Origin of the sequence: Anaeromicrobium sp. (genome assembly GCF_025210435.1) — a bacterium.
Classification (GTDB): domain Bacteria; phylum Bacillota; class Clostridia; order Peptostreptococcales; family Thermotaleaceae; genus Anaeromicrobium.
In genome coordinates this window covers 1-25,106 of sequence record NZ_JAOART010000120.1, presented here as the reverse complement: position 1 = coordinate 25,106, position 25,106 = coordinate 1, and the positions used below count along the sequence as shown (strand labels likewise).

The window sequence follows — 25,106 nt, the reverse complement described above, 5'->3', positions numbered from 1 at the left end:
TCTATTTTGCGAATGCATGATTACCAATTGTTATTATGGGAGTTTTTGATAACATCCATTTATTTTTAGCCGTCTTAGGGTTCCAATAATATATGCAACCACCTGTAGGGTCCCATCCATTTAATGCATCCTTAGCAGCTTTATAAGTATCATTTTGAGGATCTAAATATATTTGTCCATCATCTACTGCATTAAAGGCCCCCGGTTCATATACTACACCTGCTATGGAATTAGGAAAGGATGGATTCTTAACCCTATTTAATACGACAGCTCCTACAGCAACCTTTCCCGTATATATTTCCCCCCTTGCTTCTCCATTTATTACCATGGCTAAAAGTTTCACATCATTATCATTGGTAATTGCGCCATTAGATGGTTTATAGTTTTTATCTGCCGCAACAGAGTCCATACCTAATGCTTTCCTAGTGGCAGGACCTATATATCCATCTACAACTAATCCATTATCCCTTTGAAATTTTGTTACTGCCTCATAAGTGGCATCTCCATAGACACCATCTGGATTTCCTGAGTAATATCCCTTAGTTCTCAATATTTCTTGTGCCCTTTTCACAATAGTATTTACACCTTTATTACTAGTTTTCGTGTCTCTACTTAATTCATTATAAAGACCTAATTCCTTTAAGGTGTATGTACCCACTACTCCATCAGCCTTTAGTCCATTTTTCTTTTGAAAATATACCACCGCATTATATGTGGCATTTCCAAATACACCATCAGCTGTCCCCCTTAAATATCCCCACTCTATAAGTCTTTGTTGCACCCTTTTTACATCCTCTCCCGAATTTCCCCAATAAAGGGTCCTAGCATGGGAATCAAGGCTTACAAAACTAATTAAGATAAGTATAGCAACTACTAAAATCAGCCTTTTATTTTTCATACTTTTTACCTCCTAACATAATTATATTTTTTCAAAAAATTTTCCCTTTATTCTCAAAAGCAGAAATCTTTTCAAAAAAAGAATGGAAATTAGGATTTTACCCTAATTTCCACTCTCAGGCGTATAAAAAAAATAATGGCCCTATAGCCACTATTTACCTAAACAATAAATTGGTTAAATTTGTAATACCTATGGTTAATCCAGATAATAATACAAAGAATATTGATCCTACAATTAATTTTTTCACATCGCTCATAATCATAACGTTTTTTTCCTTTCAAATAATATTCATAATAACATTTATATTTTTAGCTTTATGAATTAATTTTATTCACCATTACCCATGGCTTTCTCTCTATAGTATATATATCATATATTCTTTGCCATAATCAATTAAAATCGTATTACAAATTATTGATTTTTTCGTCATCTATTTGAGCTATTACAACTCTTTTTATGTTAAAAAAATATATATGAATTGATGTGAAAAAAGTACTAGTCTATAGTCAAACTAGTACTTTATTTCTACAATACTTTTCTTAAAAAATCTTGTGTTCTTCCATGTTTAGGATTATTAAATAGCTCTTCAGGCTCTCCCTGTTCTATTATATTTCCTTCATCCATGAATATTACCCTATCTCCAACTTCCTTTGCAAATCCCATTTCGTGAGTAACTACTACCATGGTCATGCCCTCTGATGCCAATTCTTTCATTACATCTAAAACTTCTCCTACCATTTCTGGATCTAAGGCGGATGTAGGTTCATCAAATAACATTACATCTGGTTGCATAGCTAGTGCTCTAGCTATGGCTATACGTTGCTTTTGACCTCCAGATAATTGATTAGGATATGCATTTGCCTTATCAGAAAGCCCAACTCTCTTTAGCAATTTCATGGCAATTATTTTCCCTTCCTTCTCATCTATTCCCTTTAACTTTATAGGCCCTAAAGTTATATTTTTTAATACGGTCATATGGGGGAATAAATTAAATTGTTGAAATACCATTCCCATTTTTTGTCTAGTCATATTTATATCATTTTTACCATCTGTAATAGAATTACCTTCAAATATGATACTTCCATCTGTAGGCTCTTCTAACATATTCAAACATCTTAAAAAAGTACTTTTTCCAGATCCTGATGGACCAATAACTACTACAACTTCTCCCTTTTTTATATTTTCATCAATTCCCTTTAGTACATGTAATTTGCCAAATTTTTTATGAAGGTTAGATATGTGAATCACCGACTCTTAACCCCCTTTCAATTTTTCCTAATAGTTTAGATATGCTAAATGTAATTATAAAATATATGATTGCTGCTGGAATAAGTGGTGCAAAGGGTTTATATGATATCCCCCTTATAGTCTCTGTATTATACATTAAATCATGTATTCCAACAACAGATACGATTGCCGATTCCTTAATTAAAACTACAAATTCATTACCTAAGGCTGGTAGTATATTTTTAAAAGCCTGAGGAATTATAATATACTTCATAGCCATAGAATGGGACATTCCCAATGATCTAGCAGCTTCCATTTGTCCCTTATCTATAGACAGTATACCAGCTCTAATTATTTCAGCCACATAGGCTGCACTGTTTAAAGATACTGCCACAATACCAGCAAACACATCTGGTAATTCTATTCCTAATACTATAGGTAATCCATAATAAACCATTAATAATTGCACAAATAAAGGTGTTCCCCTTACTACCTCAATATAAATCGACGCTATTTTACTAAATATTTCTATATTTAAAACTTTCACTTTAGATAATTTTAGTAAAGCTAATATAACTCCTAATATGGTACCTAATATAACTCCAAAGAAAGATAAAAATAAGGTTATACCAGTTCCTGAAATATAAAACTTGTAATATTTTGCTAAAAATTCTAGTTCCAAAAGTGTCACCTCCAAATGAAAAATTCAAGGATTTGGGTAGGTTACCCCTACCCAAATACCTTATTATCTATTCTCCTGATAATTCATTAGCTTCCTTAATAAATTGTTGTAACTTTCCACTTTCTTTTAATCCATTAATTACTTTATCCATTATTTTTACTAGTTCTTCATTTCCCTTGTCTAGGGCAATAGCTGATCCATCCCCACCATCGTCAAATTCCATACTAGCTAAAGCTAAATTAGGATTTTGCTTAGCATAGGCCTCTGCCACAGGACCTGCCGCAACTATGGAATCTACTTTGTTATTTTCAAGTTCTAATACTAAGTTAGTTAATTTTCCTAAAGATTTTAGTTCAATATCTGTTAATTCATTCTTAGCTAATTCTTCTTGAATAGAAGACTTTTGTACTCCTACCTTTGTTCCTTTGAAATCTTCTTTAGTGTTATACTTATCTTTATCTCCTACTCTTACTAATACCTTGTTTACATCCTTATAATAAACTTGCGTAAAATCTACACTCTTCTTTCTCTCTTTTGTTGGAGACATGCCTGCCACTATAAAATCTATTTTTCCAGCCTTTAGAGCTGCTAACAATCCATCAAATTTCATATCTTTAATCTCAAGTTCTACTCCTAATTCTGATGCCATTGCCTTTGCAATTTCAATATCAAATCCTACAATAGTGTCTTCTCCATTTATTTCTTTATGGAATTCATATGGTGGATAATCAGCACTAGTTCCAAGTACTATTTTTCCCTTTTCCTTTATTAAATCTACTTTACTTACTTCCTTACTTGCTTCCTTACTTTTTCCACATGCTGCTAAACTAAATATCATTGTGAATACTAACAATGATGCCATTAAAATTTTCATATACTTTTTCATTTTTTTATTCCTCCCCCTATTTATTTATGAGTAATCTAAATATTATTTTCTCTGTTGTGAATTATTATACATAATATTTAATATTTATGCAATCTTTTTTTGAATTTCACTCTCTTTTTTATGAAAACAAAAAACCCACGATTGAAAATTCGTGGGTTGATCAATATAGATTTATCAACACTAGGCTTTCTTTATACAGTAACTTGCCTACAAGGGAAAATATATTGAAAATTTTTGGAATTGAGGAACGTCACAACATCCTATGCTACTCCAACATGACTCATGAACCTATCTACGAAGATTCACACTTTCGTTTGTGACAAGGACTTGGGTGGAAAAAATTTTCAATATATTTTCCTGAAGTAGGCCCACATAAAGCAAGTTTGAAAATGATAAATCTATAAACTACATGATTTATTTTTTGTTACTTATTCAAAAGAGCTAATACAGTTTTAACTTGCATCATTAGTCCTGTTTTAATACAGTCCTCGTCCACCATAAACTTTTTATTGTGAAGAGGTTCATTTATGCCTTTTTCTTCATTTCCACACCCTAAATGATAAAAAGCAGATGGGATTTTTTCAGTAAAATAAGAAAAATCTTCTCCCCCCATACTTGGAAATTCCTTATAAACTATATTTTCTTCTCCTAATATATCTATGGCAGTATCTCTTATGACATGAACAACATCAGTGTCATTGATCAATGCAACATAGCCATCTTTAAATTCTATATCTGCACTGCCTCCTAATCCTATAGCAATATTTTCAGCTATTTTTTTGATTTTTTCTTTTGCTTCCATTCTACTTTGAGTATCGAGGGTTCTTAAGGTGCCTTCTAATACTACTTTATCAGTAATAATATTTGATTTTTCTCCACCATATATTTTGCCAAAAGTTAATACTACTGAGTTAAGTGGAGACACATTTCGGCTCACAAGTGTTTGTAACCCTGTAATCACATTGGCTGCAATAACGATAGCATCTACTGATTGGTCTGGATAAGCTGCATGACCAGATTTTCCATTGATGGTAATTTTAACATTTCCTGAATTTCCATTGAGCTTTCCATACTTGAGTTCTACTTTACCTACTGGAATATTTGGCATTACATGTAGACCTATTGCATAATCCACTTTAGGGTTTTCTAGACAGCCATCTTTGATCATTCTTTCTGCTCCACCAATTGCTTCTTCAGCAGGCTGAAAAAATAATTTGATATTCCCCCTTATTTCTTGTTCTATTCCCTTTAATAATTTGGCTGTCCCAAGCAAAATGGCTGTATGAACATCATGTCCGCAGGCATGCATAATACCGGGGTTAATAGAACAATAGTCATAATCTCCTGTTTCATTAATAGGAAGAGCATCTATATCCGCTCTTATTCCTACGGTCTTTCCTTCACCTTTCTTTCCTCTGATAATTCCTACAATACCAGTCTCAGCAATACCCGTTTCATATTGGATATTCCATTTATCAAGGTATTCACATATTTTTTTTCCAGTTCTGATCTCTTTTCCACTTAATTCTGGATGTTTATGAAAATCTCTTCTAATTCCAATAACCTCTTCCAAAATTTCATCTATGCTCTCTTCAATATTCAACTTTTTATTTCCCCCTTAATACAAGTAATTTAATATCTTATGAACCTTATTATTTTTTATATAAACTCTTGGGGTTCTTCTTGTAATTCTACTAATGATTTCATTTTTATTTGTACGCCCAAGCTTTGATACTTCTTCTATAGTAAGAGAATTATTGTTTCCATCACCATAAATTACTACCTCATCCCCTTCCTTTACACAAGGGATGTCTGTAACATCTACCATACATTGGTCCATACATATAACTCCTACTACAGGAACTCTATGGCCTTTGATAGTTACCACGCCTACTTCTGCCATATTTCTTGGATATCCATCAGAATATCCCACAGGGATAGTAGCTATTATACTATCTCTATTTGCCTTCCACTTGTAATTATAGCTAATCCCTTCTCCCTTTTTGATTTTTTTAATATAATATATCTTTGATTTAAAGGTTAGTACTTGCTTAAGATCTATATCATTTTTTCTAAAGGATTTTAATCCATATAGTATGGCTCCAGGTCTTATCATGTTAAGATTGAATTCAGGATAATCAATAGCAGATATGCTATCACAGATATGTTTATATTTTAATTTGTTTCCTGATGATTCAATCTTAGTTATAGCATTCATAAAAGCATTAAATTGTTTTTTATTTTCTTCATCTCCTGCAAGGGCAAGGTGTGAAAATATTCCTTCTACTATAATATTTTCATACTTAAAAATTTTAATAATTTCATCAATACTCTCTTGACAATCTCTATAGCCTAGCCTATTAAATCCTGTATCATATTTAATATGTACTACTGTTTTTTTGTTTTTTAATTTACTTAAATCATTCAATATAATTGCTTGCTTTAGTGAAAAAATACATTGAATGATATTATTGTCTACTACATATTCTAGATATTCATCCGGTGTATAGCCCATAATAAAAATCTTATAATCAGGATAGATTTTTCTAAGTTCAAGGCCTTCTGTAAGAGTAGCTACAACAAGATAATCTCCTCCGTTTTCCATGATCGTTTTGGAGATTTCAACTGCACCATGTCCATACCCGTTGGCTTTAACTACTGCTCCTATAGCCACATCTTCGCCTATATATCTCCTTATATTTTTAAGGTTATATATTAGATGATCAAGATTTATTTCTACATAAGTATCTCTTAATAGCATTCTTCGTTCCTCCCTATATGATTACAGTCCTATAGCTTTACCCTCTATTTGAGGATCTGCATATGATCTTTCATAAATTGTATTTTATAACTCCTAGGGTAAAACCATAGGAAAGAGAAATTCTTTTCCTATGGTTTTAGTTTTATCCAATAAAGGTTTGAGCACCAGGTCCCATAGGTAAACCTAGTAACAACCATATACTAAAGAAAATCATCCAACAAATAACTAATACAATTGAATAAGGAAGTGTCAAGGAAATAACTGTTCCAATTCCAATATTTTGTCCTTTACTTCTATACTTTTCCATTAATCCTAAGATAACAGGTAAGTATGCAGATACAGGAGAAATAATATTTGTGGTAGAATCTCCAATTCTATAGGCCATTTGTGTAGCAGCTGGTGAAATATTCATCATGTAGAACATAGGTACAAATATAGGTGCTAATATTAACCATTTTGAACTACCACTTGTAATGAAAAGATTCATTCCTGCAGATAGAAGTACAAATAATAGTATTAGAGGAATCCCTGATATATTGAAAGTTTTTAATATATTGGCTCCTTTTACCGCAATAATGGTAGAAATATTACTATGGCTAAACCATGTGATAAACATGGAAGCTGGTAGACAGACTACTAAAAATCCTGCTACACCCACAAGGCCCTCTTGCATAAATTTTGCAATATCCTTATCTGATTTGATAGTTCCTGAAGCTTTTCCATAAGCAATTCCCACTAAAATAAATAGGGTGAATATAATAAATAATATACTTTTTGTAAGTGGAGATTTAGGTAGTAACTCTCCAACTTCGTTTCTAAAGAAAGCGTTTTCCGGTACGATTAAAAGCAACAATATACCAATAAGTGTGGCACACACAATTCCAGCAGCTTTTAATCCTTTTTTCTCATCATCTGTCAGCTGAAATTCTGTAGGCTTTGATAAAGCTAATTCAGGGTCAACAGGGTCAAATTTTCCTAATACAGGAATAATTATTTTCTCTGTAACAATTGTAACAATTAGTCCTAACATTAAAGTAGATACTGACATTACATACCAATTCATCAATGGATGAACAGGTACTTCTATACCAAAAGAGCTAGTTACTGATTGAGTTACACCAGCTAGTAAAGCGTCTGTTCCAGCGATGAGTAAGTTAGCAGAAAAACCACCATATGCTGCAACATAGCCAGCAAGGATACCGGCGATAGGATGTCTTCCTAGAGCAAAGAATATGGCCCCTCCAATGGCAGGCGCAAAGACAATTCCTGCATCAGAAGCTAAGTTTGCACAAATTCCTACTATGGCAACGATAAAAGTAACCATATAACCAGGTGCTCCTAATACTAACCTTTTCATTAAAGCAGAAATTAAACCGGCTTTTTCAGCTACAGATACGCCTAACATCATTACAACAATTAATCCAATTGGAAAAAATGTAATATATGTTTTTACAAAATTCATAGTAATACCTTGCAGTTCTTCCTTTGATAATAAATTGACAACAGCGATGGTTGTTTCTTTTGCTGCTTCAGCTGCATTTCTTGAGGCAGCCATATATGTGACAGATACCCCCATTTTTGCTAGAAAATAAGATAAAACAAGTACAAAACCAGCAAGAAAAGTGAAAATTGTTAATGGGTGGGGTAATTTATTTCCTGCCTTCTCAATAATTTTGATGAATTTCTCCACCTTTGAAAGGTGGTTCTTTTTTTTAACTGAACTACTTTTCATTAATTCTCCTCCTTTATGCAAATGCGTGTAACGTTTACTACATTATATTATTTCTTTGTAGTGAATGCAACTTTTTTTTCTTTGTTTCTTCTCAATAAAAAAAAGCATCAATATTCTCAACAATGAGCTATTGATACTTACACTTTGGGTTATTTTTTCTATGGAAAATTCTTAAATAATTTATAAAAATAAATCTACACTTTTAATATTTTTACTATTTTCCTTTATTTTTTTATATATTTTATCTTTATCTTTTTCTAAAATACTCATTAATAAGATATTACATAATTCCATAGGAACAACGTAAGAATTAAAAAAGCTTGGAGTTTCGATGGATGTAGATAATACTAAATCACTATTGATACCTATATCTGATAATTCGTTATCTGTAATGGTAATAACTTTTGCCCCTTTATTTTTTGCAATCTGAGTAGCGTGATAAGTGTCCTTTAAATATCTTGGAAAGCTACACGTAAATAATACATCGTCTTTAGTTGTGGCACTAAGTGTTTCAAAAAGAACTAGTCCTCCATCATTTATATTCACTACAGAAAATCCCATTCTTCTCATATGCCATGCCATAAACTGTGCAATGACTCTACTAGATCCAATACCAAGGAAATATATAGTTTTTGCACGAAATATTGATTGAACAATCTTATCAATTTTATCATGATCAATATTCAATAAAAAATTTTCTAAGTTAGATACATCTGTATGGGCAATTTGCATAACAAGATCATTTGAATCTTTAAATCGATTCCAATTTTTCAAAAGTCTTTTATCAGGTGCCCCTATATCTTTCATACTATTTTTTATGGCATTTTTCAAATCTATATAGCCATCAAATCCTATTGCTTTAGCAAACCTTATAATAGTAGCATCACTAACACCTACTCTCTTTCCTAGTTCTAGTGCTGACATAAACACTACTTCGTTATAATGGTCTAATATATATTGTGCTAACAATTTCTGACTCTCTGTTAGATTTTTATAATTTTCTTTTAAATATTTAAGTATATTTTGTTCAGTCATAAAAGCTCCCTCATCTCATTTTTATATAAAACTTTACTATTTATTTTTTTGATTTTTTTCTGTTGCATTGTCCACATTCATGAGGTTCCTTGTGAGTACAGGGATCAATATGAACTATTATTTCCTTTATATTAGAAAATTCATTCTTTATATCCCTTTGTGCAATATCACCTATCTTATGGCCTTCATATACAGTAATATTAGGGTCAACACATATGTTTATATCCAAATTAGTTTTAGATCCATGCTTTCTTCCCCTAAGCTGATTTATATTTCTTACTCCCTTAATTTCCATAACCTTATCTTTTATTTCTTCTATTTCTTTTTCATCTATACTTCCATCCATTAATTCATGTACTGCCTGTAGTAAAAGTTCAATTCCCACTTTTACAACTATTACAGATACTATTATACCTGCTACAGGATCCAAATAAGCATATCCTAATCTTGACCCTATTATACCTATTAATGCGGCTATGGAGGAAAAGGCATCAGATCTATGATGCCAAGCATCTGACATCATAGCATTGCTATTTATCTTTTTAGCAGCACCCATAGTAATTCTATATTGATATTCCTTTATTAATACGGATATTATTCCAACTATTATGGTATAAAACTCAGGCTCAGCATAGGTTTTATGTATTATGGTTTTAATACTATGGTATCCTATTTGTGCTCCTGTAACAACTAGTACTAACGCTAATAAGAATGATGCTATGGATTCTGCCTTCTCATGACCATAGGGATGCTCCTCATCCCTAGGTTTAGACGAAATAAATAAACTAATTATAATACCAATAGAAGTTATCACATCACTAAGTGAGTGTAACCCATCTGCCACCATGGCACTACTATTTCCCCTAAGACCTGCCATAACTTTTATAATTGTCAATATTATATTTAGGGCAATTGTAATTGTGAGCACCTTATTTCCTAACTTTATTCTTTCTCCATCATTCAACATTATCATCCCCCTTATTCTCAAATGATATAGCGTTATTATATTATATACTTTTATAGCTCCTTTGTATACTAGTTTTCACGTTTTTTTAAAATAAACATTTTTATCAATTGATAATCGTTTCAGAACTAAAATCTTTCTCTCTATCTGTAAAAATTTTTTTTAGATTATTTTTACAATCATATTTTTCTCTTCCTTACACATACTAAAATCAGATTCATGAAAGGAGAGATTTTATGAGTTGGAAACGTGGCAATGTAACATTAGATGATGGTACTGTTTATCCTGCTGAACTTTTAATACGTGATGGTGAAGTATGGAATGTACGAATCTTCAAAGAAGACAATGTTGTAGAAGAGATTGACGCAGAAGCTTTTGCTAATAAATTAGGCAAAAAAGCTGATGACGTTTATCCTTTTACCTATGAATTAGAATAGTAAAAGAAAAGTCCCTAATTTAGGGACTTTTTACCTTTAGGCATATGAAAAAAATAAACTAGTCAGGACCCTAAGGGATTTGGATTATTTTCAAGGCATGGTGGGTGAGCATATTAAACATATGTAAAGGACTCCATAACGAAGAAAATAGTTCAAATAACCAGTGAAATGACTAATTTATTTTTTGAGTATGCCTTACCTATTGAGGAAAAAATTTTCTTATAGATTCTATTACATGGTCAATCTCTTCCCTGTTAACCCAATAATTAGTAACAAATCTATACATTCCATCTTCAGGTGGATTTATGAGTATGTTCTTATTCTTCATATATTGTACAAATTCGTCCACATTATGATGAATTTTCTCCATATTAAAAAATACCATGTTTATATGTATATGCTCTAAGTCGACTTCTATGCCCTTTATGTTCTTTAAATTTTTTCCTAAATATTTGGCATTTTCATGATCTTCATGAATCCTTTTAACCATTTCTTTTAGTGCCACAAGCCCAGCCGCTGCTAGAAAACCTGCTTGTCTTAGTCCTCCCCCCATTAACTTTCTATTTTTTCTTGCCTTTAATATAAAATCTTTACTTCCAGCTAATATAGATCCTACAGGAGCACATAATCCCTTTGATAAACAAAACATTACAGAATCACAGTATTTAGTAATATCTATTGGATCCACACCTAAGCTAGCTGAAGCATTAAAAACCCTAGCTCCGTCTAAATGTACGGGAATATGATACTTTTTAGCAATTTCATAAATTTCTTTCATATTATCTATTGGTACAACCTTTCCTACAGAATGGGCATTTTCCACACATATTAATCCCGTATTAGGAAAATGTATATCTTCCTCTTTTCTTATTTTACTTTCAATTCTAGAAGGATCCATCATGCCTCCATCCGTATCTATAGTCCTTAACTGAACTCCTGCTATTACAGATGCAGCTCCCACTTCATGAGCAACTATATGACAATCATCTCCTAGTATTACCTCATCTCCCCTTTTACAATGGGTAAATAATCCTAATTGGTTACCAAAGGTTCCACTTGGTACAAATAGGGCAGCTTCTTTTCCAACTAATTTTGCTGCATAGATCTCTAGTTCCTTTACTGTAGGATCATCTTCGTATACATCATCCCCAACTATGGCTTTGAACATGGCTTCTCTCATTTTGGTAGTTGGCTTTGTTACCGTATCACTTCTTAAATCTATTATCTTCATTCCTTATGCCCTCCTAATTATTTCTTATAAACTAAATTATTCTATAAATTTATTTTTTTTCCTTTAAATAGACTCTATACTTTTGGTATAATAGATAAATCACTAAAAAGGAGGTACTCAAAATGGAAGTATTAGTATTTGGTCACAAAAATCCCGATACGGATTCAGTAACTTCGGCCATTGCCTTTTCCTACTTAAAAAACAAACTAGGTTTTAACTCTATTCCTTGTGTATTAGGACCTATTAATAAGGAATCAAAATATGTATTAGATTATTTTAATATAGATGAGCCTGTCTATATAGACAATGTAAAAACCCAATTAGAAGACTTGAATTTAAGAAAAGTACAAGGCCTTTCTCCAGAGGCATCCATATTAAGTGCATATAAGATTATGCAGGATAATAAGTTAAAAACTCTACCTATTATAAATGAAGATGGAAAACTACTAGGCATAACCACCATGTATGATATAGCAGTATCTTCCATAAAGGGTAACTTTTATCATCTAAATACGACTTTGTCTAATGTGGCAAAGGGGTTAGATGGGACTATTATTACAGGACATGAAAGAATTTTAAATGGACAAGTATTAGTTGCAGCCTTCTACTATGAAACCCTAAAGGGAAGATTATCTTCAAATAAGATAGTTATAGTTGGAGATAGATATGATATCATAGAACATTCATTAGAGTCTAATGTGCAACTTTTAATCATCACTGGCAATCAAGAGATTCCAAAAGAATATATAGAAGAAGCAAAGAAAAAAAATATCCCTATAATATCCGTTCCAACAGATACATACATTACATCTAAAATAATAAATCAATGTAACTTTGTATCATCTATTATGAAAAGAAAAGATCTTGTGAAATTTAAACTTACAGATTATACAGAAGAAATAAAGGACGAGATGGTTAATACTAATTTTAGTAATTATCCTGTAGTAGATAAAAACCATATATTTAAAGGTTTCATAAGTAGAAAACATCTTCTTAGTCCTGCAGGTAAAAACGTAATTCTTGTAGACCATAATGAATATGGACAAAGTGCGGAAGGTTTAAAAGAAGCTAATATTCTTGAAATAGTAGATCATCATAAATTAGGAGATATAGCCACGACTACTCCAATTAACTTTAGAAATATTCCAGTAGGTAGCACCTGTACTGTTGTATATAGTTTATTTAAAGAAAACAATGTGGAAATTCCTAAATATATTGCAGGAGTACTTTTATCAGGTATCATATCTGATACCCTTTTCTTCAAATCTCCTACTACCACCTTCTTTGATAGGGAAGCAGTAGATGCATTAAATAAAATATTAAACTTAAATTTAGATGAATTTTCCACTAACATGTTTAAAGCAGGAACTTCTTTAGAAGGCCAAACTATTGAGGAAATATTCTTTAAAGATTTTAAAGAATTTGATATTGAAGGGTTCAAAGTGGGAGTAGGACAGGTATTTACTTTAGCCGTTGAAGATATATTAAATAAAAAGGAAGAATTTTTAAACTTTATAAACTCCATACATCATGGTAAGGATTACCACCTTACCCTTTTATTAGCCACAGATATTATTAATGAAGGTTCCTATTTATTGTTTGAATCTAACAATAAGCAAATCATTCCCATATCCTTTAATGTGGATAATATGCAGGGAGTATTCTCATCAGGAATAGTTTCTAGAAAAAAACAGGTAATCCCTAGAATTACAGAAGCAATAAATACTCTAAAATAAAGAAATTCTAAAGTCCCTAATTCATAGGGACTTTTTTTAACCTATTTTAACTTTTTAATAAAAGCTACCTTTAGATAATTACCCTCTTTAAAATCTTTATTTACTCTAAAATCTGAAGGCAGTGCAAATTCTTCTATTATTTTATATTTCCCCTTCATTTCTTTAAATGCCGTATCTATAAATCCTTTGAATTTTTTCATATCAAAGGTACTACAATTAGTGGACGCCACTATTACTCCATTATTTTCAGTTATACCTATGGCTTCCTTTAATAGATCCTTGTAATCCTTTGAAGCACTAAATTTAAACTTTTTAGATTTTGCAAAACTCGGTGGATCTAATATTACCATGTCAAATTTTAATTCCTTTTTAAGGGCGTATTTAAAATAATTAAATACATCTTCTACTACTATATCTTGAGCTTCATAATCTATATTATTTATGGAAAAATGCTCTATAGTTTTATTTAAACTTCTATTAGCCAAATCTACACTAGTAGTCTTTTTAGCTCCTCCTAGGGCTGCAAATATGGAGAAGGCTCCCGTATAGGAAAAAGTATTAAGAACAGTCTTTCCCTTTGCATATTTATCCCTGATGGTTCTTCTTACATCCCTTTGGTCTAAAAATACTCCAACCATGGCTCCCTCATTTAAGTATATGGCAAAATTCACTCCATTTTCCTTAACTATAATAGGATTTTCAGCCTTTTGACCCATTACAAAATCATTATCTTCTATATATTTACCAGATGTATCAAATCTCTTCTTTTCATATATACCTTTAAATTCTACTAATTTCTTCAAAGAATTTATTACTTCATCTCTGAACTTATATATTCCTTTGCTATACCAATTTATAAGATAGTATCCATCAAAGTATTCAATGGTGAATCCTCCAATTCCATCTCCTTCTCCATTGAATACTCTAAAGGCTGTAGTGTCTTTACTATTATAAAAGGCTATCCTTTTATTTAAAGCTGATATTAGTTTCTTTTCAAAAAATTTAATATCTATTTTTTCATTTTCCTTGTTAGTTAATACCCATCCTAATCCCTTGTTTTGTTTTCCATAATATCCTCTTCCTATAAACTTGTTTTTTTCTGTTACAAGCTTAACTATTTCACCTTCATTTTTTAAATCCTTAAGATTTAATATGGCTTCCTTAAAAATTAATGGATATCCATTTCTAAATTTGTCTACAAATTTTGATTTAACTTTTAATATAATTTCTCTCTTCATAATTCCATCCTATCTATTATTTTTCAATACCTACTATTATATCTATTTTATTGAAAATTTCCTATATATATTTTTTTATCCATTTATAAAATTTCTCATCCTCCTCATACAATTCCATTCCTACCTTTAAAAGTACCCTTTGAGAAGGTATATTATCCTTTTTTGTAACTGCAAATATGGCCTTTGTCCCATCATCTGAGAAAGCCCATTTAATTATAGTATTTAAGGCCTCTGTCATATAGGATTTGTCCCTATATTCTTCTTCCATTCCATAGCCAACTTCTATTTTACCATCCCTATCTGGTATATTTTTAAATCCTACCCTTCCTATGATGCGATTTTCTTCTTTTAATATTATTTGCCAGTAGGTGTAGAATAAATAGTTTTTGGGATCCTTTTTTATATTATTTATTTTTATTTTATATACTATCCTCATGAGATTAGTCAATTGTCCCTTAGATTTCAGTCCAGCCTTTTTTCCTACTAACTCCCTATCTACAAGACTATCTTCTAATTCATCTAAAGTTAGCGGTACTAATCTTAATCTATGGGAATTTAATTCCATCAATAAGCCCCCCTACTCACCCTTAATAATATTTCACATTTAACCCCAAGTAAATTATATTATAAAAAAGTGCATACTATAAAGATTTTTTTATAATATAATCCATCAAAATTAGTATCATCACATATATTCCTATTTATTATAGTTTATATTGTATAACTGTAAATTTATTTTAGTATATTATTATAGTATAATAAGGACAAAAGATGATAATGAATCTAGCTTAAGGAGTGATATGTTGCATATTATTAAGATGAATCGAAGGAAGATTGAAAATATATTTGCCATGTGCATTTTAACAGTTTTCATGGGCCAAATTTACATAAGTCCTTATACATATGGTTTTAGATTATCTTTAGCTGTTGTTGTATTGTCTTTATTTCTATTGTATTTTAAAGATTATAACGAACTTCTTATTTGTACTTTAGTAGGAATCTTCATGTTTGCCTTTCGGGGAATGATTACTTATTTAGGTAGTGGAAACCTAAATTTAAGGGATGTAATCATGATATATATACCTGTAATTGCCTTTTATGTACCCTTTGGACTACTTTTTCATTTATTAGAAGTTCGAGTTAATTCTAATAAACCCCTTAATTTTATGCTAACTTTATGGGTCTGTGATTCCTTTTCAAACTTAATTGAAGCTATAGTTCGAAAGGTTTGGACATCGGGGCCCTTTGACAAAATAGTAATGGCCATAATTATAATGGGAGGGTTAAGAACCATCATGACTTATATGGTATATTGGCTAAGTAATTATTATGTGGGAAAATTTGAGATAGATCAAAAGGAAAAGTATTATAAGGAACTTGTTTTATTTACATCTAAATTGAAAACTGAACTCTTTTTCTTAGAAAAATCAAGGGATGAAATAGAAAGGACCGTATCCTTTATACATGAATATTATCATAAGGTTAATGATCCTGACTTAAAGGCACCCCTTCTAAAGATTGCAAAGGATATACATGAAGTTAAAAAGGATTATTTAAGAGTTATAGCTGGTATGGAGTCCGCATTTACCATGAAGAGTCCCCTTAATTATATGAGTAATAGGGATATACTTCTTATAATTAAGGATAATATGGTTAAAATTGCACAAAAGCAAGAAAAAAAAATAATCGTAACAATTGATTATAATATTTTATTTACTCTAAAGGAATATTACCCAATTATATCTATTTTAAATAATTTAGCCATCAATAGTATAGATGCAATTCATAACTATGGCCATGTTTACATCAATTGTCTTTATAAGAATGACCTAATTAGATTTACTATTAAGGATGATGGAGTAGGTATCAGAGAAGATAAATTAAATGCCATATTTGGAGCTGGTTACTCAACTAAATATGACAAGGTCACAGGAAAAATGTCTAGTGGTATTGGTTTAACCCATGTGAAGCAAATTGTAAAAAAACACTTTCAAGGTCATATCAGTGTAAACTCTCAGGTAGATAAATTTACAGAATTTATTATAGAAATACCTTATGAAAAAGTTGGCGGGGGATTATAAAATGATACATTCGATTTATGTGGTAGATGATGATACAAGTATAGTAAATGTTTTAAATAACTTAATAGATGAACATTACCCTAAAGCCTTTGCTGGTATGGCTACCACAGGTAATGAAGCCATAGAAAAAATAATTAAACTTACACCAGATATTGTTTTACTTGACTACCTACTACCAGATAAGGATGGCATTGAAGTCATTAAAGAAATTCAAAGGGTATATTCTCCTGTAATTATTATGATTTCAGAGGTATCTGATAAAAATATGATTGCAAGGGCATATAATCATAATATTGAGTTTTTCATTAATAAGCCTATAAATGTGGTTGAAGTCATGGCTGTAATAGATAAGGCAAAAAAGTATTTAATGATGGAAAATACTATAGATTATTTTAGAGAAGCTTTTACAAACCTCAATTATTTATCAACCTTTGAATCTCGAAAAAAGCCTCCTAATCAACATGAACAAATCAAAAGATTATATGGCAAACTAGGTATTATAGGAGAAAATGGTTGTGAAGATCTTATCAATGCTCTCATGTGGGTTATTAATTTAAATGGTAGTAAATACACACTTTCAGATATGTATAAGTCCCTTGTGGAAAATCCAGAGGATAAAAGTCAATTATATGCAGTTGAACAACGAATAAGACGTACTATTACTAAATCATTTAATATTATGGCTTCCCTCGGTATAGAAGATTATATGAACCCTGTATTTGAGAGTTATAGCGCTCAAATATTTGATTTTAATGAATTACGTAAACAGATGAATTATTTAAAAGGTCGATCTAATGAGCAAGGAAAAATTAATATAAGAAAATTTATTGAGAGTAGTATGGTCCTTTTAAACTATGTTAATAAATAAACAATTTTTAAAATAGTCAGAAAACACAAAGTCTGCTTCCGTCTTTTTCCGTCTTTTTCCGTCTTTTTCCGTCTGAAAGATTATATTCTTATATTAGACATATAAAATTGGCAAAAAATATTCAGAAAGGAATGAAGATATGAAAAAAATGAAATTAACGACAAAAATTTTTCTTGGACTTATTATAGGTATTCTTGTTGGTTTATTAATGCAAGGTACACCAGAGGTAGCTCAAACATATATTAAGCCATTTGGTACACTATTTATCAATATGATAAAAATGATCATTGTGCCATTAGTATTCTCTTCCCTAATTGTAGGTGCAGCAAGTATTGGAGATGTAAAATCCCTTGGTAGAATAGGTGGGAAAACGGTTATCTATTATTTAGGAACAACAGCCGTTGCCGTTTCCATAGGATTATTTTTAGGTAAAGTAATGAACCCAGGTGCTGGACTTATTATTCCTGTAGGAGCAGAACAGGCTGGTAAAGAAGCTCCTTCTGTAATTGCTACATTACTTAATATTATTCCAAAAAATCCTTTAAAGGGATTAGTTGACGGAAATATCCTACAAGTTATTGCTTTTGCCCTATTCTTAGGTGTGGGATGTACTGCCGTTTCTGAGGATAAAGCTAAGCCCTTTGTAAATTTTTTTGATAGTCTTGCAGAAATCATGTATAAGATTACAGCATTTATTATGGAACTTGCCCCTTATGGAATCTTTGCTTTGATTGTTCCTGTAGTATCTCAATATGGAATGGATGTATTAAAACCACTTAGTATGGTAATTTTAGCTGTTTATATTGGTTGTGCGTTACACGCAGTTTTAGTATATTCTACAGCTGTAAAGGTGTTTGCTGGTATAAGCCCTATGAAATTCTTTAAGGGAATTGCCCCAGCTGCAATCACAGCCTTTAGTACAACCAGTTCTTCAGGAACTCTACCTGTAACAATAAAATCCACTCGTGAAAATTTAGGTGTTTCAGAAAAAATTGCAAGTTTTGTTCTTCCATTAGGTGCCACTATAAATATGGATGGTACAGCACTATATCAAGGTGTATGTGCATTATTTATAGCTCAAGTATATGGACTAGAATTAAGCCTTGCTCAAATGGCAACAATCGTATTAACTGCCACATTAGGCTCTATTGGAACAGCAGGCGTACCTGGTGGTGGATTCATAATGTTAACCCTTGTACTCCAATCAGTAGGATTACCCCTTGAAGGCCTTGTTCTAATTGCAGGTATTGATAGAATATTAGATATGGCAAGAACATCTGTTAATGTAATAGGTGACGCATCATGTGCAGTAGTTGTTGCTTCTACAGAAAAAGACTTAGAACCTGTAAGTTCAAATATTTATAGTAAATAATGGTGATTCTATGAAAAAAACAGTAGGGATTATAGGTGGTATGGGGCCCATGGCAACTATTGATTTATTCAAAAAAATTGTGAACAATACCCCTGCCCATTCAGATCAAAGTCACCTTCATATAGTTATAGATAATAATACATCAATCCCAGACAGATCCACTTATATTTTAGAGGGCGGAGAAAATCCAACTGGCGAAATTTCATCCTCTGCCAGGAATTTAATATCCATTGGTGCAAATATCCTTATAATGCCATGTAATACGGCCCACTATTTTTATAATGATGTTTGTAAAACTATTGAAGATTTAATTACTCATAAGAATATTATCTTTATCAATATGATAGAAGAAACAGCAAAATATATTTCTAATAATATACAAGGAAGCGAAAAGGTTTACCTTTTAGGAACTAAAGGTACTTATAAATCCATGATTTATGAGAAAGCCTTTGAATCCTACAACATGGAACTTATAGAGCCTTCTAAAGAGCTTAAACAAAAGGTTATGGATATGATTTATGATTATAAAAATGGAAAATTTAATTATACTCATGATGATTTATATGACTTTAAAAAGGATGCTTTATCTAGGGGCGCAAAGAAAATAATTCTTGGTTGTACAGAATTACCCCTTATTTTTCAGATCTTTGATTTAGTAGATGACACGATCGATCCTACTGAAATACTAGCTAAAGCAGCTATTGAAAAAGCTACTTCAGAGGTCTTAGGAGCTAAATAAAAAATTTTAATATTAATAAGCCCATGAAATTAATCATGGGCTTATTAATATTAGTATAACATTTCTAAGAAGGCTCCCATCCTTGTACTGAGTTGACCAATATCATTTTGGGAATAATCCGTTTCTATATTAATATAAGGTATGTTCTTTTCCCTATTTACAAACCTCTTTACACTAGTAGCTTCCACATTGTATGTATGACAGGCTTGTAAAATCACCTCTACTACTCCATCAATCTTATATTCATCTATTAATTTAGACAATAACTCAAGTCTCTTTGTATTAGGTGACATTACAGAACATGGAATACTCAAATATTTTTCTGCTATGGCTTCTATAGGCTCTTTATCTTCATCCACAAGAAGGCTATTTGCCTTTACACCTCCGCAATTTTCATAGCATACTACCACTCCACCATTTTCTTCTATTGCCTGTATTGCTTTCTCCGTGGCCCCTCCTATAGGACAACCTGTAACTAGTATTCTCGGAGCATCTGGTGAAGTAGCCCTTTGTCCATTTTCATATTCATCCTTTATTTTAGCAGTTAATTCTTTAATATAATCTATACTTTCCCTTTTATCTAATTTAAACTGAGAACCATAAAGGACCTTTAATATTTCCATTCCTGTAACAGGTGAAGGACTCAATTTTCCTAGCTCATAAAACTGAATTTTTGCTTTTCTCTCTTCATTGTGAATATTTATTGCCTCTTTTAGTTTTTCTGGTGTAATCTCTACATGAAAGTCCTTCTCTATTCTGTCTTTAAGTTTCATTATTTCCTTTTTCCATAAAACCATAGATTCCTGGTCTACATTATTTTGTGGTAATTGCATCACGTGCATTGGTTTTATTTCTCCAAGAAGTTCATACATCTTTTTCTTTCCATCACATGTGGTTTCTCCCACAATTAAATCAGAAAAATAAAAATATGGACATTTGTCAGTTATGGCAAAACCATAACTAGATTTAATAAGTGGACATAAATTTGCTGGCAAATCTATTTCTGCATCAGCAATTGGTTCATTGCTGGTACCACATAAGCTTACGGCTATGCCCCCAGCAGCATGAATCAACTCCTTAGGAGTATAGGTACAAAAGGTTCCCACTACTTTTTTCCCAGATTCCTTATATTTTTTCACTTCTATAAAACCATTTTGTCTTGCTTCATCATATTCATTAAACATACTAGGTAATTCATTCATGGTCTATACCTCCATATATATTTTTTTGATTTTTCTATCCAAATCATGATTTAGGCATATGAAAGAAATAAACTAGTCAGTTCTCTGAGGGATTTAGATTATTTTCAAGGCATGGTGAGCGAGCATATTAAACATATGTAAGCGATTCCATAACGAAGAAAATAATTCAAATAACCAGTGAAATGGCTAATTTATTTTTTGAATATGCCTTATGTCCTATTAAGTATAAAAAGTGGCAAGCTATCCTGCCACTTTTTACACTTAATATTGAAATTTAATATGACCCTTTTTTCAATTATATACTAACTATTATTATAAAATATCTTTTCTATTATAACCAATTGATTTTCTTTATAGTTTATTTAATAAATATAGATCTTTTCTATATAACTAACTTATAGTACCTATACAATTATATGTTTTATATAGTTACCCATATATCTAACAATTTTACATTCACTTGTTGTCTGAGGCTTCATATATACATAGTTAAATCTATCTGCTGAGTATAGTTTTTTCCCATTGTTAATACAATCTTGAAAAAACATTTTAAAGGTTTTAATATTAATATGATTAAATTTTATTTGGTTCCATATTTCTTTCTTCATAATAAAAGCTGACTCACATAGTGAATTTACGTATTGATTTTCAAAATTAGGAAATTCAACTCCTAAAGTCTCACTTTCCTCCATATAAGAGTAGTATGTTTGTTTCCCAACAATATGTGCATCTGTATACTCAAAAGGATTCATTAGATCCCCTAAAAATTCTGGAGCATAATAATCATCCTCGTGAAAATTAGATACATAAGGATACCTTGCCTGGTCCATGGCAAAATTAACACATTCCCCTAATGATTTCTCTTCATCCATTATAAATACTTTTACATAATCATAAGATTTCTCTCTTTTCTTCCATTCTTCTATATTTATAGAATCATCCTTTAAAATAAGAATTAACTCTTTCTTTTTATAGTTTTGTCTTTCAAAATTTGAAAATACATTTTCTATTTTATTTGGTCTATTAATACAAGTAATAATAGATACACCTGGAATTTCTCTTCTCTTATAATTTAAACCAATTTTTTCTAAAATAGTTTCCATTCTATGTCTATAAGTATGTTTTTTAAATACCTCCCTTTGCCCTCGTACAGATAGTCTGTCTCTTAATTCTTTGTCATAAAGTAAAAATTTCAAATGCTTTTTTACGTCTTCCTTTGACCTACATAGTTTAACAATATTTAAAAACATCTTTTCTATTCCTAATGAATAACTACTAATAACATTTGTTCCACATGCTAATAATTCAAATACCCTTCTTGAAAACATAGTAGCGCTGTTTTTAGTGAAATTAACATTTAAAAATGTATTATAATTTTTATAGATTGAAGGTATTTTTAGATAATGAACAGGTTTTTTAATATATGATTTGTACAAATCTGGGAATCCATAGCGATATTTAAATTTGCTATAATACATTCGGTCATAAATGTGCAATCCATATTTGCAGGCTGGTTCTAATAGCATTTCCATGTTCTTTTCTCTTTCAGAATACATTTTATGCCAAGTTCCTGCAAAGGCAACTTTTCCAAGTGGTTTTTTACCCCTATCTATTGGATTATGCAATTTGGGCTGTGCAGCAAAGGGCAAAACGTATACATTGCTATGTCCTAATATTCTTTTATATGTTCCTATACATCCTTCATCCGTTGTAAATACATAGTCAAAAAATTTTGCTGTTTCAATGAAATTTTCAAAAAATATTGGATCTTCCTTATTCCAAAAAACAGTAGGAATATTCATCTCATTACATGTATTTATGAGGTCTTCCATTATATTATTTTCCTTTTCCCCAGTAATCCTACGGACCCATTTACCTCCTTTTCCTAGCCATGCAGATTCAACAAAGAGTAAGTCAGGGTTTTCATTAATCAATTGATATTTCCATTTTTCCCCATCTAATTGAATAAGATTACATTCATATTTTAAGCATTCATAACTGAATTCATCTACAATCGAAACTACCTTTAATTTATTTATGGTATTCACTTGACCATTCCCTCACTCCCTTTCAAGAAATATTTATTGATTTACAAAAACACCTTTAAATTACTATAATACTATGCACATGAATTTTATCCCGTTACAAATGTGCCTTGTATCACATCTTAGGCATATTCAAAAAATAAATTAGTCATTTCACTGGTTATTTGAACTATTTTCTTCGTTATGGAATCGCTTACATATGTTTAATATGCTCGCTCTCCATGCCTTGAAAATAATTTAAATTCCTCAGGAAGTTGACTAGTTTATTTTTTTCATATGCCTTATTGTTTTGTAACTTTTAAGTATTACAATTCATACTCTGAAATTAAGGAAGTTTATAAATATTAAATTATGGAAAGGTGTATATATTGTGAAAAAAATATGCGTAATAGGCCTTGGCTACATCGGTTTACCCACTACGGCAATACTTGCATTACACGAATATAAAGTTATTGGTGTAGATATAAATGAGAAAATCCTTGAAAAATTAAACAAGGGTGAAATTCATTTTACAGAACCTTTTTTAGGAAATATTGTAAAGACCATGGTAGATAAGGAAAAAATCATGGGAAAAACACAGCCTGAAAAGGCAGATGTATTTATCATTGCAGTCCCTACACCATGCAAAGAAGATAAATCCTGCGACCTAACTTATTTAATATCAGCAGTAAAATCAATTTTACCTTATATAGAAAAAGATAATATTATAATAATCGAATCAACAATTCCACCAGGAACAACAGATGGTATCATAAAGTCAATCATAGAAGAAAAGACAAAATTTAAAGTAGGCCATAATATATATTTAGCCCATTGTCCTGAAAGAGTACTACCAGGAAATATAATAAAAGAAATAGTTGAAAATAATAGAATTGTTGGAGGTTGTACACGGGAATGCTCTCAAAAAGCAGCAAATGTTTATAGAGCTTTTGTAAAGGGAGAAATTTTTGTAACAGATGCAAAAACTGCTGAAATGTCAAAATTAATGGAGAATACCTTTAGGGATGTGAACATTGCTTTGGCAAACGAGCTAGTAACAATTTCCAATCATTTGCAAATCAATGGTCTTGATGTAATATCAATAGCCAATAAGCACCCAAGAGTAAATATTCATAATCCAGGGCCAGGTGTTGGAGGACATTGCCTTGCCATTGATCCTTATTTTATTATTGAAAAAGCACCACAACTATCTAATATCATTTCTACTGCTAGAAAAGTAAATTCCTCTATGCCCCATTATATCCTATCAAATGTAAAGGAATTAATGAAAGATATTCACAACCCTAAAATAGCTGTTTTTGGTATTACTTATAAGGGAAATGTTACAGATATTAGGGAAAGCCCTGCCATAGAAATTATTAAATTACTTGAAAATGAAAATTTTAAAATTTCTATTTATGATCCACATGTTCAAGGAGAAAATCTAAATATTGTATCAATTGACGAAGCTGTAGAAGGAGCAGATATGATACTAATTTTAGCTGCCCATGACGAATTTAAAAATTTAAACTATATAAATCTAATAAAAACAATGAAAAACCCTATAATATTTGATACAACAAATATTATTAATCTTAAAAATTACGATAATACTCATATTAATATTAAAAACTTAGGCAATCTATTTCATAACAGTTACACATAAATTAGATATGTTATATATCTTATAGATTTCGTAGTAATAAATTAATTTTATACAAAAATGTTTTTGGTAATTAAAGGGTTTATTGGATTTGGTAAGTCGTTAATCGTTAGTTGTCTTTCGTTAAAACCAATAACTACTAACGACCAACGGCTAACCTAATAAAATTAATTCTATGTTTTTCCATAAAGATAAATGTACAGAGCAATTTTAAAACCAAGAAATCTATATAGATTTATCAACACTAAGCTTTATTTATACAGTAACTTGCCTACGAAGGAAAATATATTGAAAATCTTTGGAACCCTGGAACGTCACAACATCCTATGC

General features: G+C 30.9%; 21 protein-coding genes. 7 read left to right on the top strand and 14 right to left on the bottom strand.

Features of this window, described 5'->3' with window-relative positions; translation table 11 throughout:
- Position 1: 1 nt before the first annotated feature.
- The 9 genes from sleB to N4A57_RS14815 form a co-directional block, all read right to left on the bottom strand.
- Complete coding sequence (gene sleB, locus N4A57_RS14855; RefSeq protein WP_293658800.1) at positions 2 to 898, bottom strand: spore cortex-lytic enzyme; 897 nt, start codon at positions 896 to 898, stop codon at positions 2 to 4.
- Positions 899 to 1,423: 525 nt separating this feature from the next.
- Complete coding sequence (locus tag N4A57_RS14850; protein WP_293658798.1) at positions 1,424 to 2,146, bottom strand: amino acid ABC transporter ATP-binding protein; 723 nt, start codon at positions 2,144 to 2,146, stop codon at positions 1,424 to 1,426.
- Complete coding sequence (locus tag N4A57_RS14845) at positions 2,130 to 2,807, bottom strand: amino acid ABC transporter permease (RefSeq protein ID WP_293658796.1); 678 nt, start codon at positions 2,805 to 2,807, stop codon at positions 2,130 to 2,132. The genes N4A57_RS14850 and N4A57_RS14845 overlap by 17 nt, the downstream gene beginning before the upstream one ends.
- Before the next feature lie 67 nt (positions 2,808 to 2,874).
- Positions 2,875 to 3,693, bottom strand: a complete 819-nt coding sequence (locus N4A57_RS14840) for a transporter substrate-binding domain-containing protein (RefSeq protein ID WP_293658794.1) — start codon at positions 3,691 to 3,693, stop codon at positions 2,875 to 2,877.
- Between the two features lie 424 nt (positions 3,694 to 4,117).
- The gene (locus N4A57_RS14835; protein ID WP_293658792.1) at positions 4,118 to 5,296 is read right to left on the bottom strand and encodes a M20 metallopeptidase family protein; all 1,179 of its coding nucleotides are present in this window, start codon (positions 5,294 to 5,296) and stop codon (positions 4,118 to 4,120) included.
- 15 nt (positions 5,297 to 5,311) lie between these two features.
- The gene (gene alr, locus N4A57_RS14830; RefSeq protein WP_293658790.1) at positions 5,312 to 6,454 is read right to left on the bottom strand and encodes an alanine racemase; all 1,143 of its coding nucleotides are present in this window, start codon (positions 6,452 to 6,454) and stop codon (positions 5,312 to 5,314) included.
- A 142-nt stretch (positions 6,455 to 6,596) separates the two neighbouring features.
- The gene (locus tag N4A57_RS14825; RefSeq protein ID WP_293658788.1) at positions 6,597 to 8,186 is read right to left on the bottom strand and encodes an AbgT family transporter; all 1,590 of its coding nucleotides are present in this window, start codon (positions 8,184 to 8,186) and stop codon (positions 6,597 to 6,599) included.
- Between the two features lie 180 nt (positions 8,187 to 8,366).
- Positions 8,367 to 9,221 (bottom strand): MurR/RpiR family transcriptional regulator, encoded by an 855-nt coding sequence (locus N4A57_RS14820; protein WP_293658786.1) that lies wholly within the window; start codon positions 9,219 to 9,221, stop codon positions 8,367 to 8,369.
- 40 nt (positions 9,222 to 9,261) lie between these two features.
- On the bottom strand, positions 9,262 to 10,188 hold the full coding sequence (locus N4A57_RS14815; RefSeq protein WP_293658784.1) for a cation diffusion facilitator family transporter: 927 nt from the start codon (positions 10,186 to 10,188) through the stop codon (positions 9,262 to 9,264).
- A 233-nt stretch (positions 10,189 to 10,421) separates the two neighbouring features.
- Here N4A57_RS14815 and N4A57_RS14810 point away from each other — a divergent pair, with 233 nt between their 5' ends.
- Entirely contained in the window at positions 10,422 to 10,622 is a 201-nt protein-coding gene (locus N4A57_RS14810) for a hypothetical protein (RefSeq protein WP_293658782.1), read from the top strand.
- A 199-nt stretch (positions 10,623 to 10,821) separates the two neighbouring features.
- Here N4A57_RS14810 and ltaE read toward each other — a convergent pair whose 3' ends face one another.
- Positions 10,822 to 11,853 carry a low-specificity L-threonine aldolase gene (gene ltaE, locus N4A57_RS14805; RefSeq protein WP_293658780.1) on the bottom strand — a complete coding sequence of 344 codons (1,032 nt, stop codon included), beginning with the start codon at positions 11,851 to 11,853 and terminating at the stop codon, positions 10,822 to 10,824.
- A 122-nt stretch (positions 11,854 to 11,975) separates the two neighbouring features.
- Here ltaE and N4A57_RS14800 point away from each other — a divergent pair, with 122 nt between their 5' ends.
- Positions 11,976 to 13,589: a putative manganese-dependent inorganic diphosphatase gene (locus N4A57_RS14800; RefSeq protein ID WP_293658778.1), complete on the top strand. Its 1,614-nt coding sequence runs from the start codon at positions 11,976 to 11,978 to the stop codon at positions 13,587 to 13,589.
- Between the two features lie 41 nt (positions 13,590 to 13,630).
- Here N4A57_RS14800 and N4A57_RS14795 read toward each other — a convergent pair whose 3' ends face one another.
- Together N4A57_RS14795 and N4A57_RS14790 are read right to left on the bottom strand one after the other, a co-directional pair.
- Entirely contained in the window at positions 13,631 to 14,827 is a 1,197-nt protein-coding gene (locus N4A57_RS14795; RefSeq protein ID WP_293658776.1) for a class I SAM-dependent rRNA methyltransferase, read from the bottom strand.
- 61 nt (positions 14,828 to 14,888) lie between these two features.
- On the bottom strand, positions 14,889 to 15,392 hold the full coding sequence (locus N4A57_RS14790) for a GNAT family N-acetyltransferase (RefSeq protein ID WP_293658774.1): 504 nt from the start codon (positions 15,390 to 15,392) through the stop codon (positions 14,889 to 14,891).
- Positions 15,393 to 15,645: 253 nt separating this feature from the next.
- On the opposite strand from N4A57_RS14790, the gene N4A57_RS14785 reads away from it, so the two are divergent.
- The 4 genes from N4A57_RS14785 (at position 15,646) to N4A57_RS14770 (ending at position 19,887) form a co-directional block, all read left to right on the top strand.
- Positions 15,646 to 16,908, top strand: coding sequence for an ATP-binding protein (locus tag N4A57_RS14785; protein ID WP_293658772.1), 1,263 nt, complete (start codon positions 15,646 to 15,648; stop codon positions 16,906 to 16,908).
- A 1-nt stretch (position 16,909) separates the two neighbouring features.
- Positions 16,910 to 17,776 (top strand): response regulator, encoded by an 867-nt coding sequence (locus tag N4A57_RS14780; protein ID WP_293658770.1) that lies wholly within the window; start codon positions 16,910 to 16,912, stop codon positions 17,774 to 17,776.
- Between the two features lie 139 nt (positions 17,777 to 17,915).
- Positions 17,916 to 19,148 (top strand): dicarboxylate/amino acid:cation symporter, encoded by a 1,233-nt coding sequence (locus tag N4A57_RS14775; RefSeq protein ID WP_330671532.1) that lies wholly within the window; start codon positions 17,916 to 17,918, stop codon positions 19,146 to 19,148.
- Between the two features lie 10 nt (positions 19,149 to 19,158).
- Positions 19,159 to 19,887 (top strand): aspartate/glutamate racemase family protein, encoded by a 729-nt coding sequence (locus N4A57_RS14770; RefSeq protein WP_293658768.1) that lies wholly within the window; start codon positions 19,159 to 19,161, stop codon positions 19,885 to 19,887.
- Between the two features lie 50 nt (positions 19,888 to 19,937).
- Here N4A57_RS14770 and N4A57_RS14765 read toward each other — a convergent pair whose 3' ends face one another.
- Together N4A57_RS14765 and N4A57_RS14760 are read right to left on the bottom strand one after the other, a co-directional pair.
- The gene (locus N4A57_RS14765; protein ID WP_293658766.1) at positions 19,938 to 21,089 is read right to left on the bottom strand and encodes a double-cubane-cluster-containing anaerobic reductase; all 1,152 of its coding nucleotides are present in this window, start codon (positions 21,087 to 21,089) and stop codon (positions 19,938 to 19,940) included.
- 404 nt (positions 21,090 to 21,493) lie between these two features.
- Positions 21,494 to 23,137 carry a glycosyltransferase family protein gene (locus N4A57_RS14760; protein WP_293658765.1) on the bottom strand — a complete coding sequence of 548 codons (1,644 nt, stop codon included), beginning with the start codon at positions 23,135 to 23,137 and terminating at the stop codon, positions 21,494 to 21,496.
- Between the two features lie 367 nt (positions 23,138 to 23,504).
- Between N4A57_RS14760 and N4A57_RS14755 the strand changes: the two genes are divergently transcribed.
- Entirely contained in the window at positions 23,505 to 24,779 is a 1,275-nt protein-coding gene (locus N4A57_RS14755; RefSeq protein WP_293658764.1) for a nucleotide sugar dehydrogenase, read from the top strand.
- Positions 24,780 to 25,106 lie beyond the last annotated feature (327 nt).

Excerpts from the sequence above, each read along its gene's own strand:
- N4A57_RS14785 (WP_293658772.1), top strand. The coding sequence starts at position 15,646 with ATGAATCGAAGGAAGATTGAAAATATATTTGCCATGTGCATTTTAACA.
- N4A57_RS14840 (WP_293658794.1), bottom strand. The coding sequence starts at position 3,693 with ATGAAAAAGTATATGAAAATTTTAATGGCATCATTGTTAGTATTCACA.
- sleB (WP_293658800.1), bottom strand. The coding sequence starts at position 898 with ATGAAAAATAAAAGGCTGATTTTAGTAGTTGCTATACTTATCTTAATT.
- alr (WP_293658790.1), bottom strand. The coding sequence starts at position 6,454 with ATGCTATTAAGAGATACTTATGTAGAAATAAATCTTGATCATCTAATA.
- N4A57_RS14825 (WP_293658788.1), bottom strand. The coding sequence starts at position 8,186 with ATGAAAAGTAGTTCAGTTAAAAAAAAGAACCACCTTTCAAAGGTGGAG.
- N4A57_RS14800 (WP_293658778.1), top strand. The coding sequence starts at position 11,976 with ATGGAAGTATTAGTATTTGGTCACAAAAATCCCGATACGGATTCAGTA.
- N4A57_RS14765 (WP_293658766.1), bottom strand. The coding sequence starts at position 21,089 with ATGAATGAATTACCTAGTATGTTTAATGAATATGATGAAGCAAGACAA.
- N4A57_RS14810 (WP_293658782.1), top strand. The coding sequence starts at position 10,422 with ATGAGTTGGAAACGTGGCAATGTAACATTAGATGATGGTACTGTTTAT.
- N4A57_RS14770 (WP_293658768.1), top strand. The coding sequence starts at position 19,159 with ATGAAAAAAACAGTAGGGATTATAGGTGGTATGGGGCCCATGGCAACT.
- N4A57_RS14815 (WP_293658784.1), bottom strand. The coding sequence starts at position 10,188 with ATGTTGAATGATGGAGAAAGAATAAAGTTAGGAAATAAGGTGCTCACA.
- ltaE (WP_293658780.1), bottom strand. The coding sequence starts at position 11,853 with ATGAAGATAATAGATTTAAGAAGTGATACGGTAACAAAGCCAACTACC.
- N4A57_RS14820 (WP_293658786.1), bottom strand. The coding sequence starts at position 9,221 with ATGACTGAACAAAATATACTTAAATATTTAAAAGAAAATTATAAAAAT.
- N4A57_RS14790 (WP_293658774.1), bottom strand. The coding sequence starts at position 15,392 with ATGGAATTAAATTCCCATAGATTAAGATTAGTACCGCTAACTTTAGAT.
- N4A57_RS14780 (WP_293658770.1), top strand. The coding sequence starts at position 16,910 with ATGATACATTCGATTTATGTGGTAGATGATGATACAAGTATAGTAAAT.
- N4A57_RS14775 (WP_330671532.1), top strand. The coding sequence starts at position 17,916 with ATGAAAAAAATGAAATTAACGACAAAAATTTTTCTTGGACTTATTATA.
- N4A57_RS14795 (WP_293658776.1), bottom strand. The coding sequence starts at position 14,827 with ATGAAGAGAGAAATTATATTAAAAGTTAAATCAAAATTTGTAGACAAA.